Annotated in this window: 16 protein-coding genes, 1 tRNA gene and 1 pseudogene; 5 read left to right on the forward strand and 13 right to left on the reverse strand. The window is 46.7% G+C overall.

All coding sequences use genetic code 11. From position 1 onward, the window contains the following. Nucleotides 1-429: hypothetical protein (locus BZG84_RS09035; protein WP_131826264.1), on the reverse strand; the 429-nt coding region annotated here is incomplete at its 3' end. A 104-nt stretch (nucleotides 430-533) separates the two neighbouring features. Continuing rightward, complete coding sequence (locus BZG84_RS09040) at nucleotides 534-1,472, reverse strand: AbiTii domain-containing protein (RefSeq protein ID WP_077482045.1); 939 nt, start codon at nucleotides 1,470-1,472, stop codon at nucleotides 534-536. A 92-nt stretch (nucleotides 1,473-1,564) separates the two neighbouring features. On the opposite strand from BZG84_RS09040, the gene BZG84_RS16545 reads away from it, so the two are divergent. Continuing rightward, on the forward strand, nucleotides 1,565-1,699 hold the full coding sequence (locus tag BZG84_RS16545) for a hypothetical protein (RefSeq protein WP_274532440.1): 135 nt from the start codon (nucleotides 1,565-1,567) through the stop codon (nucleotides 1,697-1,699). A gap of 191 nt (nucleotides 1,700-1,890) precedes the next feature. Here the strand turns inward: BZG84_RS16545 and BZG84_RS09045 are convergent, their stop codons facing one another. Then, nucleotides 1,891-2,238, reverse strand: coding sequence for a hypothetical protein (locus BZG84_RS09045; protein ID WP_077482047.1), 348 nt, complete (start codon nucleotides 2,236-2,238; stop codon nucleotides 1,891-1,893). Nucleotides 2,239-2,354: 116 nt separating this feature from the next. Beyond that, nucleotides 2,355-3,002: an HAD family hydrolase gene (locus tag BZG84_RS09050; RefSeq protein WP_077482049.1), complete on the reverse strand. Its 648-nt coding sequence runs from the start codon at nucleotides 3,000-3,002 to the stop codon at nucleotides 2,355-2,357. A gap of 215 nt (nucleotides 3,003-3,217) precedes the next feature. Between BZG84_RS09050 and BZG84_RS09055 the strand changes: the two are divergent. Both BZG84_RS09055 and BZG84_RS09060 read left to right on the forward strand, forming a co-directional pair. Continuing rightward, nucleotides 3,218-3,442, forward strand: a pseudogene (locus BZG84_RS09055) (IS110 family transposase); the annotation flags it as partial. Between the two features lie 677 nt (nucleotides 3,443-4,119). Further along, entirely contained in the window at nucleotides 4,120-5,235 is a 1,116-nt protein-coding gene (locus tag BZG84_RS09060) for an IS4 family transposase (RefSeq protein ID WP_077678148.1), read from the forward strand. 266 nt (nucleotides 5,236-5,501) lie between these two features. On the opposite strand, the gene BZG84_RS09065 is transcribed toward BZG84_RS09060, so the two are convergent. The 3 genes from BZG84_RS09065 to BZG84_RS09075 all read right to left on the reverse strand — a co-directional run bounded on the left by BZG84_RS09065 (nucleotide 5,502) and on the right by BZG84_RS09075 (nucleotide 7,172). Further along, entirely contained in the window at nucleotides 5,502-6,113 is a 612-nt protein-coding gene (locus tag BZG84_RS09065) for a hypothetical protein (RefSeq protein WP_077663538.1), read from the reverse strand. Nucleotides 6,114-6,301: 188 nt separating this feature from the next. Further along, complete coding sequence (locus tag BZG84_RS16455) at nucleotides 6,302-6,541, reverse strand: hypothetical protein (protein WP_077480441.1); 240 nt, start codon at nucleotides 6,539-6,541, stop codon at nucleotides 6,302-6,304. A gap of 118 nt (nucleotides 6,542-6,659) precedes the next feature. Further along, the gene (locus tag BZG84_RS09075) at nucleotides 6,660-7,172 is read right to left on the reverse strand and encodes a DUF1851 domain-containing protein (RefSeq protein ID WP_241825770.1); all 513 of its coding nucleotides are present in this window, start codon (nucleotides 7,170-7,172) and stop codon (nucleotides 6,660-6,662) included. A gap of 254 nt (nucleotides 7,173-7,426) precedes the next feature. Between BZG84_RS09075 and BZG84_RS09080 the strand changes: the two genes are divergently transcribed. Then, nucleotides 7,427-7,705: a site-specific integrase gene (locus BZG84_RS09080; protein ID WP_077480424.1), complete on the forward strand. Its 279-nt coding sequence runs from the start codon at nucleotides 7,427-7,429 to the stop codon at nucleotides 7,703-7,705. Between the two features lie 239 nt (nucleotides 7,706-7,944). Here the strand turns inward: BZG84_RS09080 and BZG84_RS09085 are convergent. The 6 genes from BZG84_RS09085 to BZG84_RS09110 all read right to left on the reverse strand — a co-directional run bounded on the left by BZG84_RS09085 (nucleotide 7,945) and on the right by BZG84_RS09110 (nucleotide 14,905). Next, a tRNA-Ser gene (locus BZG84_RS09085) sits at nucleotides 7,945-8,035 on the reverse strand. Between the two features lie 139 nt (nucleotides 8,036-8,174). Continuing rightward, nucleotides 8,175-9,377 (reverse strand): enoyl-ACP reductase FabV, encoded by a 1,203-nt coding sequence (gene fabV, locus BZG84_RS09090; RefSeq protein ID WP_077480425.1) that lies wholly within the window; start codon nucleotides 9,375-9,377, stop codon nucleotides 8,175-8,177. 167 nt (nucleotides 9,378-9,544) lie between these two features. Continuing rightward, nucleotides 9,545-9,769, reverse strand: a complete 225-nt coding sequence (locus BZG84_RS09095) for a hypothetical protein (protein ID WP_077480426.1) — start codon at nucleotides 9,767-9,769, stop codon at nucleotides 9,545-9,547. A gap of 216 nt (nucleotides 9,770-9,985) precedes the next feature. After that, complete coding sequence (locus BZG84_RS09100; protein WP_077480427.1) at nucleotides 9,986-12,286, reverse strand: acyl-CoA dehydrogenase; 2,301 nt, start codon at nucleotides 12,284-12,286, stop codon at nucleotides 9,986-9,988. 192 nt (nucleotides 12,287-12,478) lie between these two features. Next, nucleotides 12,479-13,150 (reverse strand): TetR/AcrR family transcriptional regulator, encoded by a 672-nt coding sequence (locus BZG84_RS09105; RefSeq protein ID WP_077480428.1) that lies wholly within the window; start codon nucleotides 13,148-13,150, stop codon nucleotides 12,479-12,481. 915 nt (nucleotides 13,151-14,065) lie between these two features. Beyond that, nucleotides 14,066-14,905, reverse strand: coding sequence for an SDR family oxidoreductase (locus BZG84_RS09110; RefSeq protein WP_158011476.1), 840 nt, complete (start codon nucleotides 14,903-14,905; stop codon nucleotides 14,066-14,068). A gap of 322 nt (nucleotides 14,906-15,227) precedes the next feature. On the opposite strand from BZG84_RS09110, the gene BZG84_RS09115 reads away from it, so the two are divergent. Continuing rightward, on the forward strand, nucleotides 15,228-16,082 hold the full coding sequence (locus BZG84_RS09115; RefSeq protein ID WP_069588909.1) for a MurR/RpiR family transcriptional regulator: 855 nt from the start codon (nucleotides 15,228-15,230) through the stop codon (nucleotides 16,080-16,082). Nucleotides 16,083-16,197 lie beyond the last annotated feature (115 nt).

Genomic DNA, 16,197 nt, shown 5'->3' on the forward strand with positions numbered 1-16,197 from the left:
ATTTAATATTGTGAAAAATCTCATAATCTTGGGATAGTAATATGTCATGAGGAACTCATCATTTTTTATATAATCAACTCCACCTGTTGACATGTTTTTTATTGCAACCAACATCCCACCACATTCACAAACACGAATTTTGTGGCTTTTTCTTATAGAAAGATCGTAACCGGTGATGTGATATTTCTTTTCAAAATCAGCATTCTTTATCCAAAATTCAATATGCAAAATTTTGTTTCTCTCATGCCACTTTTTAAAATCAACAACTACTCCATCGATATATTCAAGATATGGTTCACAATTAACTACTTTATTATTAAAACTCTTATTTATTCGCTTAATCGCACGACCAGTCAATACAAGTAAATAAACACATGGAATTAGAATAAAAAGTATAAAAAACACCCAGAAACTCATTTTTTCCTCCATGTAAAACTGCTAACGCCTCGCTTAACCGGCGCAAAATTGCAGGCTAAAATTAGCGACGAAGGAGCGCAAGCCTGCTGTTTTGCGTCCCTTGGTTTAAGCGTTTGTTAAGCATCACTGCTCGGCAAGTGCAAGATTTCACCTATGAGTAGATAGGTATTTAAAAATAAGGCTCTTGCTTCTTCCACCGTAACTTCGTTGTGAACACCGGTAGAGACTCGGTCATAGAGGTTAGCTAAGTTTTGACGAAACCTCTTTTTCCTACTATTGCTGTCTATACGTTGGTGAATATAAGCATTAATTCTGTTCTGGTGGCGATTAGCCGCTAATGAAAGTTGATTGCCACCAATTTCGATCGTTTCTTCTGATGGAGGGAAAATATTATCTGCGAAAGAGTCAATGACTCGGCGACAAGTTGTAAGTGACTGACTTATTGCTTCTTGATCACCCTCAGCTAGACGACTCATTACAGATGGGATTTGTTCGAGAACGTCCCCGCACGAGTCTCCGATCAAGCTATCGACATCACTTTTATATCTCTCAAAAATCGACTCAGAAAGACTGTCGAATTGCTTTTCATAATATATTTCGCTTACAAACTCATGAAGGTTGGCAAGTACTCTACTTTTTATTCCGCTTAGCTTAGAAATATACGAAGTCGATGAAGCCATCTCGTCAGTGACTTTCTTTGTCGCAGCAAAAGCCATATCCCCAGCAGTATCGGGCACTCGCATCGCATGTAATTTTGCTTGCTCAGCAATTATTGCGGCTTCTTGTTGTGCTAAAGGCCCCCAATAACCCCGTTGTTTTTCACGATCGACCCAGCGCCCTGTGATCCCCATATATCTTAGGGATACCTCATTTGATGAGTTGTATCCTTTCATTTCAAGCTTAAGCCAATATCGGATTTCTTCAGAGCCAACCCATCGGGCTAGTCTCGAGGCCTTCAGAATTAAGCTTTCTGCGCTTGCTCGGCTCAACTCTATATCATCGAGTAGCTCTTTAGCTAATTCGAGAATGTGTTCTGATCTACTCTGGTCAACCACGATTATTCCTTGTGATGCTTAACGAATGACATGGATTCCCTCTCTTGAAGATCTGCCACACTTAGGTGCGGCCTTTAATACCGGAGGTAACCATGTCTGCTCGATTCATTTGTGGCGCTGATCTCGCCAAGCACCACTTTTCTCTTCACGCGGTGGATGACCACGGAAAAGTCATTCTCTATAACTCGTTCCCACGCTCCTGCGTGGGAACAGGAAGTAATGTCTAATGGCCCTGTCACATGATTGGCAGGTAGCGGTGAAACCGCAGTAAGAGACCTTCTATATGTGTTTGCCGTAAGCAATAACTTAATGGCTGAAATGACAGAACGAAGTAGACGACTTTGTTGTTCGAGAGCATTGGCTGCTGGCGCAGCCAAAAAATGCTATTGCCTATTGACCGGAGAAGGGCTCATATGTGTTATACGCGTTCTCCACGATTGAACGCAACTACCGTAGCGCGTAATTTAGTTAGCTTAAACTCTGTAAGTAACACTGTAACAAAAGACAATATAGAAACGGAGATAAGTGCAACATTAATCAAAGCATTACCACTAAACTCATAAATACCTGACAGACCAATAAATAGCAAAAGACAGGAAATTATCGATAGAATCGAATCATTCGTTTTCACTTTATACTCATCAGCAGGTATATCTTTTATTATCGAAACCGGATTTGAGAGCCCGTCAAGCCGAACTGCAATTTTTCCTTTTTTAATTTTTACTTTTAGGCCAGAACTTCTTAACGAATTAGCTAAATCTTCCATGATTGATTATCTCCATTTCTGCGAGCGCATAACGCAAAGCACAGTTGCAAAATACTTGGCACTATATTTTGCGAAGCAAAATTCGTGATATGTATTTTGTCAATTGATGCGCCTTGTTATACGAACATTTCCTCATATGTGCTGATTGCTTTAACTGCACCGGTTAGGTCATTTCTACCATTAAAGTCATGCTTAACAGCAATGACGTCACAGCCACTAGATTTACCAGCACGAATACCCGCTGTAGAATCTTCAAACACAATTGTTTGGTCAGGTGAAGCAGCTAATTTGCCAAGAGCTAAAGTATAGGCTTCAGGATCAGGCTTATGCTTAGTTACGTGCTCCTGCGTGATAACAAGGTCAAAAGCATTCTCTAGCTGTAACGAGGCTAAAATATTAGCCACCATCCATGTTGCTGCTGAACTAACAACTCCACACTTTTTACCTGCTAGTTTTAACTGTTCTATGTAAGCCTTAGCCCCAACATTTAGCTCAAGACCATCATTGAGCAACTGTTCGTAATGAGCTCGAAAGTAGCAATTAAACTCTGTTAAGTCAGGAGCAATATTTGCATTTTCAAAGAAGTGACCCGTTACAACCTGCCAACTTTCACCCATAACATCTTTGTAAATGTTGTAGTCTACGTGTGCGCCATAATCTAAACACGCTAATGCTAACGCTTTGCCCTTTAAAGGTTCTGAATTTACTAATGTTCCGTCCATATCGAACAGATAAACTTCATAATCTTTCAATTCACTCTCCATGTTAAATTTTCGAGTTCGTATAACGCTAAGCCAAGTAGTGAGCAACGCAATACGAAGTCACTGCATAATACCTTAAACACATAAATCAACGCATACTAAAAATGCCACGCGTTGCGAATCTGTCTTAAGCGCTTTGATACTCATTGAGCCTTCTCCTCCAGCTTAACCAGCAGGCTAAGCTGGAAGGCGACAAATCCAAAAAAGGAGAAGACTCGATGAGATTTTATAACCAACAGCATGATTATTACTGCGGCATCGATCTGCATGCGCGCATTCTTTACGTCTGTATCATTGATTCTGCGGGTAACTCCGTGGTTCATAAGAAAGTTGACGCCACCCCTGACGCACTCTTAGACACTCTTGCGCCCTTTCAAGACCAAATTGTTGTCGGCATCGAGTGTATGCATTGCTGGTATTGGGTTAGTGACCTTTGCCGCGATAGACGGCAGTAAGAGATCTTCTATATGTGTTTGCCGTAAGCAATGACATAATGGCGGAAATGACAGAGCGAAGTAGACGACTTTGTTGTTCGAGAGCATTGGCTGCTGGCGCAGCCAAAAAATGCTATTGCCTATTGACCGGAGAAGGGCTCATATGTGTTATGTGTGCTCCCAAAAAGCAACTTGTTGCCCACTTTTGCCCTGTTGGCTAAAATTTGACAAATGAATGAACATGTTAATACTATTGATGACTATTTAACCAACGGAAGGCTTAAATCGTGAAGGAAATCATCAACAACATAAGTATTTTTGTAGGCAAAAACCTTAGCATCATTGGGTTTACCTCTGGTGTTCTATTTTACTTGGTAATCAGGTAATTGGCTCAAGAGACAGCAGATAAGCAGATTTATTTGGCCGTTTTACAACTTTGACGCTGTCTTTGGCATTGTTACCCCAAACTTTTCCACCCGTGAATAACCATTCTTTTCAGTGCTTTTATTGCTATCACTTTCGCGCTGCTATCTCCGATTACTTCGTAACACATAACGCCCGCGTCTAGGGAATCCCCTCATAAATATCTTTTGAAACAATGAGGTAGACACGCATCACTCCCTCTGATCTAATGAATTTCGCCAAAAACACACTCGATACAGACAGATTCAATAGCGATGCTAACGATGCGTGATGACCAAATCCTACTACAAACACTGTCAAAACAGTGCCCCAACATTCACAAAAAACGGCTTATTTCTGTTAAACATGCGATTAAACGTATCGACCGCCTATTAGGCAATACGCTGTTACATCAAGAGAAAAATCTCATTTATCGCTGGCATGCGCATCTGATTACGCGCGCCAATCCTTGTCCCGTCATCTTGGTTGATTGGTCGGATGTGCGTGAGCAATTGCGCTATATGACACTGCGTGCTTCTATCGCCGTGGATGGGCGTGCCGTCACTTTGTATGAGCAAGCCTTTGAATATGGCGACTATAACTCGCCTCGCACCCATCAACGCTTTCTCGATACGCTCCAAGGGATATTGCCTGACGGTTGCCACCCAATCTTGGTCACCGATGCTGGCTTTAGAAATACTTGGTTCCGACAAGTGGCACAAAAAGGCTGGTTCTGGTTAGGCCGCGTACGTGGCGAGGTCTCGATTAAAACCCATCAGCACCCGTGGCAATCCAATAAGCAGTTTTACCCTGACGCATCAGCTAAACCTCACACTCTTGGGCCCTGTTTATTAGCGAAGCGTTCGCCTCTTCATTGCTTTGCGTATCTCTACAAAGGTGCCCCCAAAGGACGCAAAGTGCATCGTCATAGCCGCACCTGCCAGCGTCATTCCGCCAACGCGCTTTATCAAAAAGGGAGCAGTGAACCTTGGGTGCTCGTAACGAATATCCCCACGCATGCAATGAATGCGGTCCAAATCACGCGGCTTTATGCCAAGCGTATGCAGATAGAAGAAGCCTTTAGAGACTTAAAAAGCACCGCCTACGGCATGGCACTTCGACACAACCGGACGCGCTGTGTAAAACGGCTCAATATCTTGCTACTCATTGCCCTGCTTGCCGATATCTTAATGTGGTGGAATGGCTTAGTGGCGACCCAAGCAGGTTGGCATTATCACTTTCAAGCCAACACCATCAAGCATCGTCGCGTGCTCTCGATACCTCGTCTTGGTCGCGAGGTCAGAAACCATCGGCGATACCTGATTAAGCTAACCCAATATCAGTGGGCCATCAGGGAATATCAACGGCTAACGCATACGATGGGGCTCGGTCAATTATGAGGGGATCCGCCAGNAGCAGGTTGGCATTATCACTTTCAAGCCAACACCATCAAGCATCGTCGCGTGCTCTCGATACCTCGTCTTGGTCGCGAGGTCAGAAACCATCGGCGATACCTGATTAAGCTAACCCAATATCAGTGGGCCATCAGGGAATATCAACGGCTAACGCATACGATGGGGCTCGGTCAATTATGAGGGGATCCGCCAGCGCCCGCGTAATAGGCGCGAGCTTGCGAGCGTCCTGATTGACGCGTTTGTTCTACGCTTCACTTTCTGCTGCCTAGAAATAGCTTCATTGCTAGACCAAATACCAAACCGCCACCTAGCCAAATGACTGCCTGAATGGCGATTGCGCTAGGGGTTAACTGATTTTGGAATATTTTTGGTAGCACCATGATGAAAAACATTAAGATTCCATAGGTTATACCCATTTTAAGCCAGTTAGTCTTCTTGGCTTCTGGAAGTTCACTTGACATAACTTCGGCAAAGCGATCTTTTTCTTTCTCAAGCCATCTTGCCTCACCGAATATTTTGAACCAAATCCAGATTGGGAACGTTAAGGTAAGCAATATAAGACTGGTGATATTCCAAAGGCACGGTATTTTCCCGTGACACTCTGGGCATACATAGCCAAACCAGTGCCCAAATGAATTGCTTTTAGACCAGAGCCTACCAACATTTAACGCACCACATTCAGGGCACGGAACGTACTGCCTCTCCATTAATGGAGCATCGCTAGTTTTATCTATTAGAGTTACCTTAGGTATTCTCTGCCCAAGAATTAACTCATTGAATGCAAGTCCAGGGTTGATAATCCAATGGAGCAGTATTGGGTGCGGCAGCTTCCATACTTTGTATTTTTCTTTATCGAATTCCATGTTTACTCTCAACTTTATTCGTGGTTGACGTAGAACGCCAAATTAAGGTGTGAACAACGCTAACCACCTACCTAAAGCATTGTGTCATAAACACTAAACTTGCATGAAGTGAAAGCGCCGAGCGTTGTGAATCACCCTTAAATTTTATTGTTAGTTGTGAAACTTACCACCTGCCGAGATCTACAACCTTAATCTAGGTAGTCTGGTGTATGTAAGTTTGTACCGCAGACTTTGCACTTGTAATCACCTGAAGGCTCACCTTCCATTAACGCACTCGCTATTGCTGCAAATAAGCTAGAAAAGAAACCCTTAACTTCTTTTCCCGTGTCTTCACCAGATTTAGAGAAGCTTTCATACTTATGAAACGTCACCTTTTTGCAATTACAGCAGAACGCTTTGGTCTCTTCAGCGCCGTATATTTGAACCAACTTGATTATCTCCAACAACCTAATTTTTCACCCAGCAACTAACGCCCGGCACATGCGCCGGTTTGGAGCCGCGAAGCGGCGGAAAAGCGGTCGCCGTGCTGCCGCTTGTTATGCGGAATCAATCAACCACCCTGAGTTGAATTTCTGCACCATCAGGAAGGTCTTTAATCTGTTTTGCGAGATCACCTGAGAACCGAACAAGTTCGACAAGGGGGGCAGTTTTGATGTTCGAAATGCCGTATTCCCCTCCCAGCGCACCGGGAATGACGAGACAATACTTTCGGCCCTCTGAAAGTTCACCCAAGCTTTCTTTTGCTTGCTCAACCAACGCCTGCATATACCAATCTTCTAAAAAATCCTGGTCTTGAGACAATCGATCCAATTCGTCGCGATCGTTAGCCACTACCTCGCAATAGACATCCTCTGGACTAAGGCGCCAATACTTACCATCCGCATCTTCAATCATAAGATTGCCGAAATCGTTTTCGCCCACAATTGAGAGCGGTTCGATTCCGACCCAACCCCATGAATCTTTGACTTCCTGAATGATGCTCATGAATTCCTTACCGCATAACATTGTATTAGTGCGCGCGCTCGATTTTCCAAAACCGTTATACGCGCCTTTTTTCATCTAACTACTTATGATTAAACACATTTTTAACGCTTGAAGCAATCACCTTGTCTGCGAAAGTGTGCATGCCGCCTATCCCGGACAAGGCGTTCACACTATCCTCAAAGGCGAATTTTTAACTCATTGATTATATTTAACTAATATTTTGTCTTTCGGCGATAATGTGAATGTGTCTCGAAAAAGTGTGCACACTATTTGGCTTTCCTTACCGATAGGCTGTATGAATATACAGTCTTAGATGGAGGAAAAAGATCATGACCAAAAGTCCTTTTATGGCAAGCCTTCAGCATGAGATTAGGCGACGAGGCTATGCGATCAAAACCGAGAAAAGTTACTTGTACTGGGTGCGTCGATTTATCCTTTTCCATCATAAGCAGCATCCTACAGAGCTTAGTGACAAGGATGTAAAAACGTTTCTGTCTTATTTGGCGAATGCGCAGCAAGTTTCACCGAACACACAAAAGGTAGCTCTCAATGCATTAGCCTTTCTTTACAACCAGTTTTTAAACCAGCCGCTAGGTAAGATTGCGTAAAGCCTTAAATCGTGCGGTACAAAAGGCCCAATGGATTTGCTTTAACGTCCACGCTACCGCCCTTCGGTTGGCGGCATCCAAAAGACCATGTGAGGGAGATATTTAAGGAACGTAGATTACCAGAGCATGAGGAAGGTGTTTAGACAGAGGCGTCTAAAATGTTGGCAATGTCAGGATTTGCATGATTGCGGGGCAGAAAACGAAAAAAGCCGCTGATTTCTCAGCGGCTTTTCGGTATGTGGCGGAGGGATAGGGATTTGAACCCTAGAAGGGCTATTAACCCTTGCCGGTTTTCAAGACCGGTGCTTTCAACCGCTCAGCCATCCCTCCGGAACGCGGCGTATAATATGGGTTTCCTGTTGGCTTGTAAAGTAAAAAACCAATATTAGCGGTGCGTTTGGTCAGCTTTCAGCCAATAAAAAAGAGGCCAGCGTTAGGCTGGCCTCTTTGGTGTGTTTTTTAAACCGTTTTAGATGTTTTCGACATCAAATTCAACCACGGGGCTGATGTCTGCCTCGTAGTCTACGCCTTCAACACCAAAACCAAACAGTTTTAGGAATTCAGCTTTGTATTCTTTGTAGTCAGTCAGCTCACTGAGGTTATCAGTGGTGATCTGTGGCCACAAGTCACGGCAGTGCTGCTGAATATCGTCACGCAGTTCCCAGTCATCTAAACGCAGACGGTTTTCGCTGTCTACCTCTGGGGCGCTGTTATCGTCTTTATAGAGGCGTTGGGTGAACATGCGATGGATTTGCTCCATGCAACCTTCATGGACGCCCTCTTGACGCATTTTTTTGAATACCATGGCGATATAAAGCGGCATAACTGGAATAGCCGAGCTCGCTTGAGTGACCACGCTTTTCAATACGGCGACGTTGGCACTACCACCTTTTGTCGAGAGCGTATCGTTCAGCGCTTTTGCAGCGCGATCGAGGTCCATTTTCGCTTTACCCAGCGCACCTTCCCAATAGATAGGCCAAGTGAGCTCGGTACCGATATAGCTGTACGCCACGGTTTTGCAGCCTTCGGCCAATACACCAGCGTCGTTCAGCGCGTTAATCCAAAGCTCCCAGTCTTCACCGCCCATCACGGTGACGGTATCTTGAATTTCTTGCTCGGTAGCCGGCTCGACACTGGCTTCAATGATTTCATCTTTGTTGGTGTCAACGGCGGTTGAGGTATAGGTCTCACCGATTGGTTTGAGTGATGAGCGCACCAGCTCGCCGCTGTCAGGTAGCTTGCGCACTGGCGAGGCCAGCGAATACACAACCATATCGATTTGACCCAAATCTTGTTTGATCAAATCAATGGTTTTTTGCTTAGCTTCATGCGAGAACGCATCGCCGTTCAGGCTCTTGGAATACAGGCCTTCTTGCTTGGCAAACTTGTCGAATGCGGCAGAGTTGTACCAGCCAGCGGTGCCAGGCTTTTTCTCGGTGCCTGGTTTTTCAAAGAACACACCAATGGTTGCCGCACCGCCACCGAAAGCTGCCGCAATGCGTGAGGACAAGCCATAACCGCTGGATGCCCCTACCACCAAGACACGCTTAGGCGCATTGGCAATCGGGCCTTGCGCTTTGGTGTAGTCAATTTGTTCTTTTACATTGGCTTCACAGCCGATCGGATGGGTGGTCGTACAGATAAATCCGCGAATTTTAGGTTTGATGATCATATTCAACGTCCCTCACAAAATTGAGGCTAAGGATAATTACTAACGCCGACCTATGCATCCCCTTTTGCGGAAAAATGACGAAAATATCCAGTGGTTGGAGGTGTTGCAGACAAGATTAGTGGACGAGATCGCGATCAGCGCCACCGAAATGGCGCAAAGACGCGCCCTTAACGACGGCGGTTAAGCGGCCAATACATAAACCAAGAGGCATAAGGATTCGGCGAGATGAATTTATCATTGTCTTGCGCGTTTTCTTTATTGCCACTTTGCTCCCACGCATTCGAGAAAATGTGTTGGCCCCAGTTAAACGCAATGTTACCGGTTAAGCCAAATTTAGGGCGTGTTGGGGTTGAGCTCGCGTCTGTATCTCGTGGTTGATGGGTTTTACTCACAGTGACTTACCTCTTTAGTTCGATACGCTTGATCGATGTTGGCGTCTTGCCATCACGACACTGCAAAGGACCATAATAAGTAAAAAAGAGCAGACTTGCACCATTTGTGTGACATTAATCACACTGGTTGGTGCGATCATGGTAAGTCGCTGTCTCATAAAAAAGCGCCTGCCGAAGCAAGCGCTTTTTGTTCTCATGGTGCGGTTTTCTTTGCAGTTACGCCGCTTTGTTTGGGTTCGGCTTTTTAATCGCACCACCTTCTAGCTGGCTAGAGGCAAACCACTCCGCTTTAAAATCATCAACTTGCACGGCATATGCACGTAGTGCATCAGCCTCAAGCAGTTTCTCTCGTGCTTGCGCGGTAATGATGTTTTGATCCACGGCCTGCTGTGAGCGATCAGCCAAGCTGGCTTTCCCGTCGATTTGTTTCGCTTTTGCGGCTTTGATCAACGCCTTGTCGGTATCGCGTGATTCCCACATAGCTACAAAGGCACGCTCCATCACGGCAACAGGATCTTCAGGCTTGTCACCCACATAGCAAATGTGTGTCCAGCGATCGCGGTCCGCACTTGGTGTCATCAGTTGCTCGGCAATTTGGTTGAGCAATTTGTCCGATGGCATTTTGTAGTGCATGCCCAACGGGAAGAGAAGTACACGTAAGCTGCGACCCACACCGTTACGTGGGAAGTTGTTAAATGCGCCATCAAAGGCTTTTGCACACTGAGCTAAACAGTATTGCAGCGCATAGTGCACCATTGGCAAATCAGCACGCGGACGTCCTTCATCTTCAAAGCGCTTCAGTACTGCAGAAGCCATATAAAGATGACTTAACACATCACCCAAACGGGCTGAGAGCATTTCACGGCGTTTCAGCTCACCGCCGAGGGCCAACATGGCAACATCGGTGGTCACGGCCAGTGCTCGGCTCATTCGTGTCAGATGACGGTAGTATTTTGCCGTTTCGCCACTCACTGGCGCGCGATTGGTCAGGGAGCCGGTTAGCGCGTTAACTAAGCCCAACACACTGTTTTTACTCGCGTGACCGATATGTTTGAACAGCAATTTATCGAACGCTTGCGCACCCGCTTCTTGGTCAGGGTTCGCCGCCGCTTCCATTTCTTTGAGTACGTATGGATGACAGCGAGTCGCCCCTTGACCAAAGATCATCAGGTTACGGGTCAAAATGTTGGCACCTTCTACCGTGATCGCGACCGGAATCCCAAAGTAGTGATGACCAATATAGTTAAGTGGCCCCAACTGGATTGCACGCCCAGCATGGATATCCATGGCATCGTTTAAGATGGTGCGCGCCAGCTCTGTCATGTGGTATTTCGAGATCGCGGTAATAATTGCAGGCTTCTCACCTTTGTCGAGCGCCGTGGTGGTCAACGTGCGGGTCGATTCGAGCAAATAGGTCAATCCGCCCATCCGTCCTAATGCTTCGGCTACTCCTTCAAAGCGACCAATATGCATCCCGAACTGTTTACGCACATAGCTGTATGCACCCGTGGTTCGGCTAGCCAAATGGCCCACTGCCGTACCCAACGCCGGTAAGGAGATACCGCGCCCTGCTGATAAGCATTCCACCAGCATCCGCCAGCCGCGGCCGACATAATCTTTGCCCCCGATCACCCAATCGATAGGGATAAAGACATCTTCGCCCTTGGTAGTACCATTCATAAACGCCATGTTGAGCGGGTTATGGCGATCACCAATTTCAACGCCGGGATGATCCGCAGGCACCAGCGCACAGGTGATCCCGAGCTCTTTTTTCTCGCCGAGCATGCCGTCAGGGTCGTCCAGTTTAAATGCCAGACCAACCACAGTGGCCACCGGCGCGAGAGTAATGTAACGCTTGTTCCAGCTTAAGCGAATACCCAGCACTTCTTTGCCCTCGTATTCGCCCATGCACACCACGCCACGGTCAGGAATGCTTCCCGCATCCGAGCCGGCTTCTGGGCCTGTCAGGCCAAAACATGGCACTTCACGGCCATCCGCTAAGCGAGGCAACCAATAGTCACGCTGCTCTTGGGTACCATAGTGAGTCAGTAGTTCACCCGGCCCCAAGGAGTTTGGCACCATCACGGTCACTGCGGCACTTAAACTACGAGTGGCAATGCGCGATACAATGGTCGAGTTGGCAAGTGCCGAGAACGCGAGACCGCCGTATTCTTTGGGGATAATCAGTGAAAAGAAGCGCTCTTTTTTGAGGTATTCCCACACTTCTTCCGGCAGGTCTTTTTGCTCTTGAACGATTTTAAAGTCGTCGAGCATCGCCAGCAGCGTTTCCAGCTGGTTATCGATAAAGGCTTGCTCGTCTGCGGTTAGCGATGGCTTGCCGTACTGGTGTAGGGTTTGCCAATCTGGCGAGCCGGAGAACAACTCGCCGTCCCACCATACGCTACCGGCTTCCATCGCCTCACGCTCGGTCGCTGATAGCGGCGGCAGTACCTTTTTGAAGAAAGAAAACGCTTTATCACTAATCAGTGATCGACGCATTGACGTTTGAGAGCTCATGATTCAGGTCCTTTTGTTGATCATGGTTGCACTCTTTTTGGTGTTATTGTGCGACCAGAACGGGTTTTCACTTGGCACTTAGGGTGCCGCTTACGGGTTGTTACAACAGCGCGATGCACGGCTTAAATACCATCGCTGTTTGACTGTCCCTTGCGCTTATTTTTTCGCCATCAGCCCAAAGGTAATCGTGCGTTACTCTGCGGCAAATGCCACGATGTTATCTTGCGACGCTTGTCTTGGTTTGGCGTTCATCCCTGCAGCTAGATACGGAATAAGTCGGTCAACGATCGCTTCTGAATCTAACGTGCGTCCAAAATCGTTTTCGGCGATGTCGCGCAATGCCTCACTCGACGCCATAGTGAAAATCGCCGCGCCCAAGGTGAAATGTAAGTGCCAAAAAACCGCCTCTGACGTAAGGTCTGGATTGGCTTTGCGGACCGCTTGATTGAACAATGAGAGCACATGCTCATAGCGGGTGGTAATAAACCAACGCAGGTGGCCTTGCACATCACTATAACCACGTCCAATCAGCTGCATAAATGTCGCGGCGCCATGCGGGCGATACTTATCAAGGGCAAGCACAGGTTGTTTTACACAGGCAAACACTTGTTCCATCGTGCAATGGGGCTCACTAAGCAGCGCTTGCAGTTGCTCTCCGAGTGCGGGCATAAAGGCCTCGAGATAACGGCTTAATACCGCCCGAACCAGTGATTTTTTATCCCCAAAATGGTAGTTCACCGACGCGAGATTAACGCCTGCTTTGCCGGTAATCGTTCGAAGTGAGGTTTCCTTGAACCCATGCTCGGCGAAGAGTTGCTCCGCGGCATCCAGAATTTTTGCTTTGGTTTCGCCTCGTCCTGCCATTTTCATTCACCTGTATTAAACGCTTGTTTAACTTTATAACGCAATGTCAGTTTTAACAAGATAGAAACACGCCATCATCACATGAGTAACATCACATTCCTGAATATCGAGCGCGATAGGTTCATCGGTGTTATGAGCTAGACGCGTGGTAGGCACTGTTCCAAGCGACACTCGGCCATGTATTTGGGCGACTTACCGTGGCAAAGAGGAGCCACTCGAAACCGGCTAGAACAAGGGCACAAGTCGATAGCGTATGGTGGTTGGTAAAAAATAGGACGATGATTTCTGCTGCTAGCTCTCGCTATGACACTGAATGTTGGGGGCAAAAGAGCAACGTCAATATACAACGAGGAGAAAAAGGCGACTTTTTGTGCAAAATTGGGAACCCTTTCGCAATACTGGCGGTCACACTCTGTGCCACTGCTTTTTCTAGAAGACTTTTCTTCTACGCCCACTCGCTCGTTGCTTGTGGGCTTTTTTATGTGCGTGCACTCAATCAGCGCCGCATCAACATGCTGACTCGCCACGCTAAGTCGGGACGAGACAAAAGAACTATTGCCATTCACCTCCTCTAATGCACGCTTTTTTGTGAGAAAAATCACAAACTAATCGCGTATTAATAAATAATTGCCACTTTTTCTCAACCTAAGGAACTTCTTCAATTTCGCCCAGTCCTAATGGGTGCATCGGTAAGAAATGCCTTATCTCCCTCAGCGATTGAGGGCGCATGATTTCTCTTTCTTTCCGACCTGCTGCTGCTTTTTCTACTCACTTTAGAGTTTGTTTGTCTCTACCTTTATTTTTTGCCCACCTTGTGTGGGCTTTTCTTTTTTTAGCGGCGCTAACCGCTTTTGACCTTTGCTTATTTATCTTGGGCTTATTTATCTTGGGCGCACTTATCTTCGCTCACCGTGTTTAATCAGGGCTAACAGCACCATTGGCAATCATTTGGTAGGGCGAGCCATATCGCAACGTCAAGCCAAGGGCCTTTAACGTCTGTGAGGCATCAATCCATTTTCCATCACCCGCACTGACGGTAAATTGCGGCGGCGTTAGGCCCATTTCCCGTGCGGCCCACGGATAATACGTCGCTTTGGGAGGATGAAGCTCTGCACACAGGTGAAAGGTGTGTCCCCATTGTTGCTGATGAATAATGGCAGTAATGGTGCTGATTACATCCGCTCGGTGCACTAAATTGACTGGCTCATTGGCACCCGCCAAGTCGCTCCGCCCTGCCAATGTTTTCGACGGATGACGGTCTCCACCAATCAATCCAGCCAGACGCAGCACGGTAGCGGTATCGCCATAATGGGCACGAAGGTGCGCTTCAATCCCGTGGTGTGCCTGTCCAGATGCAGTCTGTGGTGCCGGCGTCGATTGTTCTGTCACCTGCCCTTTCAAATCACCATACACTGAGGTGGTGCTAATAAAGAGGACATGCTTAACCTCAGCGGCAAGCAATGTGTCGATAAATGCGGTCATAGCCCCTTGATAGGCATTGAAGTCTGCATTCCGCCGTCCGGCAGCAATGTTGATTACGACCATATCGCAGCCAAGTAAGGATGCCGCGGAGGTGTAATCGGGTTTCATCACATCAAACGGCACCACGTCGCACCCAAGCGTCTCGCTGAGCGCCCGTGCATCAGCCGCATCACGCTTTGTCCCTACAACTTGATGGCCCGCAGCCAGTAACTGTTTGGCCAAGGACGTGCCTAACCAACCACAGCCACAAATACCTATTTTAAAACCCGTCACAGTCACTCCTTTTGTTACGTAATTATTTTTCAATGTAATGGATAACAACGCCTTTATTTCGCCTATTCTGGTCTATTATTTATTTCACGCTGTAAATATATTCCGTGATCCTGAAAGGAAATAACCAAAAGCGTGAATGGCGACAAAGTTTTCATGCTCGAATGGTCATAATAATGTCATTAGCAGGCGCGAGAAGATAGACTAAATGCCACGAAACGGTAGTCAAAAACCGTGTTGATATACGTAGTTAACATCGAATTTGGATCGTGGATAACGTCACGATTGTTTTACATTCTGGTCACGAACTTAAGCGGTAACTCGAATGAATACTCTGGAAAAAATACAAAAAAATCTCGAAAACTTCAGCAAATCTGAAAGAAAAGTTGCTGAGGTGATTGTTGCCTCACCACAAACAGCGATCCACTCTAGTATTGCCACACTGGCTAAGATGGCGGATGTGAGTGAGCCAACCGTGAACCGCTTCTGTCGCCGACTCGACACCAAGGGTTTTCCTGATTTTAAATTGCACCTTGCGCAAAGCCTCGCGAACGGGACACCCTACGTCAATCGTAACGTAGAAGAAAACGATGGTGCTGACGCTTATACCGCTAAAATTTTTGAATCCACCATGGCCTGCTTGGATGTCGCGAAAAACAGTATCGATACCCACCAAATTAATCGCGCGGTGGATTTACTGACCCAAGCCAAAAAGATCGCCTTTTTTGGCCTTGGTGCATCGGCGTCGGTTGCGCATGACGCACAAAACAAATTTTTCCGCTTTAACATCCCCATTGTTTGCTTCAACGACATCGTAATGCAGCGTATGAGCTGTATTAACTGTAACGATGGGGATGTCGTGGTGGTGATCTCGCACACTGGCCGCACCAAAAGCTTGGTGGATGTGGCGAACTTAGCGCGCGAAAATGGCGCGACGGTTATCGGCATCACCCAGCGTGACTCACCACTGGATAAAGTGTGTTCACACACCATTCAGCTTGATGTCCCGGAAGATACCGACGTCTATATGCCCATGGCGAGTCGCGTCGTGCAAATGACCGTCATTGATGTGCTCGCGACTGGCTTCACGCTTCGCCGCGGTCCCGGGTTTAGAGAAAACTTGAAACGTGTGAAAGACGCGATTCGCGATTCACGCTTTCACAAAGAGTCGTTGACTTAATACGCAGGAGTGCCCACGGCACTCCTTTTTTGTGTCACACGATCGACGCTTTCCCTGCGCTACACTGGATGCAATGTGCTTGGTTGCACGTTGAGCTTCATGATGTTTTTGCTGT

This window comes from Salinivibrio sp. PR932 (genome assembly GCF_001996125.1).
Classification (GTDB): domain Bacteria; phylum Pseudomonadota; class Gammaproteobacteria; order Enterobacterales; family Vibrionaceae; genus Salinivibrio; species Salinivibrio proteolyticus.

Excerpts from the sequence above, each read along its gene's own strand:
- BZG84_RS09045 (WP_077482047.1), bottom strand. The coding sequence starts at position 2,238 with ATGGAAGATTTAGCTAATTCGTTAAGAAGTTCTGGCCTAAAAGTAAAA.
- BZG84_RS09080 (WP_077480424.1), top strand. The coding sequence starts at position 7,427 with ATGACCAAAAGTCCTTTTATGGCAAGCCTTCAGCATGAGATTAGGCGA.
- BZG84_RS09050 (WP_077482049.1), bottom strand. The coding sequence starts at position 3,002 with ATGGAGAGTGAATTGAAAGATTATGAAGTTTATCTGTTCGATATGGAC.
- BZG84_RS09105 (WP_077480428.1), bottom strand. The coding sequence starts at position 13,150 with ATGGCAGGACGAGGCGAAACCAAAGCAAAAATTCTGGATGCCGCGGAG.
- fabV (WP_077480425.1), bottom strand. The coding sequence starts at position 9,377 with ATGATCATCAAACCTAAAATTCGCGGATTTATCTGTACGACCACCCAT.
- BZG84_RS09065 (WP_077663538.1), bottom strand. The coding sequence starts at position 6,113 with ATGGAATTCGATAAAGAAAAATACAAAGTATGGAAGCTGCCGCACCCA.
- BZG84_RS09115 (WP_069588909.1), top strand. The coding sequence starts at position 15,228 with ATGAATACTCTGGAAAAAATACAAAAAAATCTCGAAAACTTCAGCAAA.
- BZG84_RS09100 (WP_077480427.1), bottom strand. The coding sequence starts at position 12,286 with ATGAGCTCTCAAACGTCAATGCGTCGATCACTGATTAGTGATAAAGCG.
- BZG84_RS09060 (WP_077678148.1), top strand. The coding sequence starts at position 4,120 with ATGCGTGATGACCAAATCCTACTACAAACACTGTCAAAACAGTGCCCC.
- BZG84_RS09075 (WP_241825770.1), bottom strand. The coding sequence starts at position 7,172 with ATGAAAAAAGGCGCGTATAACGGTTTTGGAAAATCGAGCGCGCGCACT.
- BZG84_RS16545 (WP_274532440.1), top strand. The coding sequence starts at position 1,565 with ATGTCTGCTCGATTCATTTGTGGCGCTGATCTCGCCAAGCACCACTTT.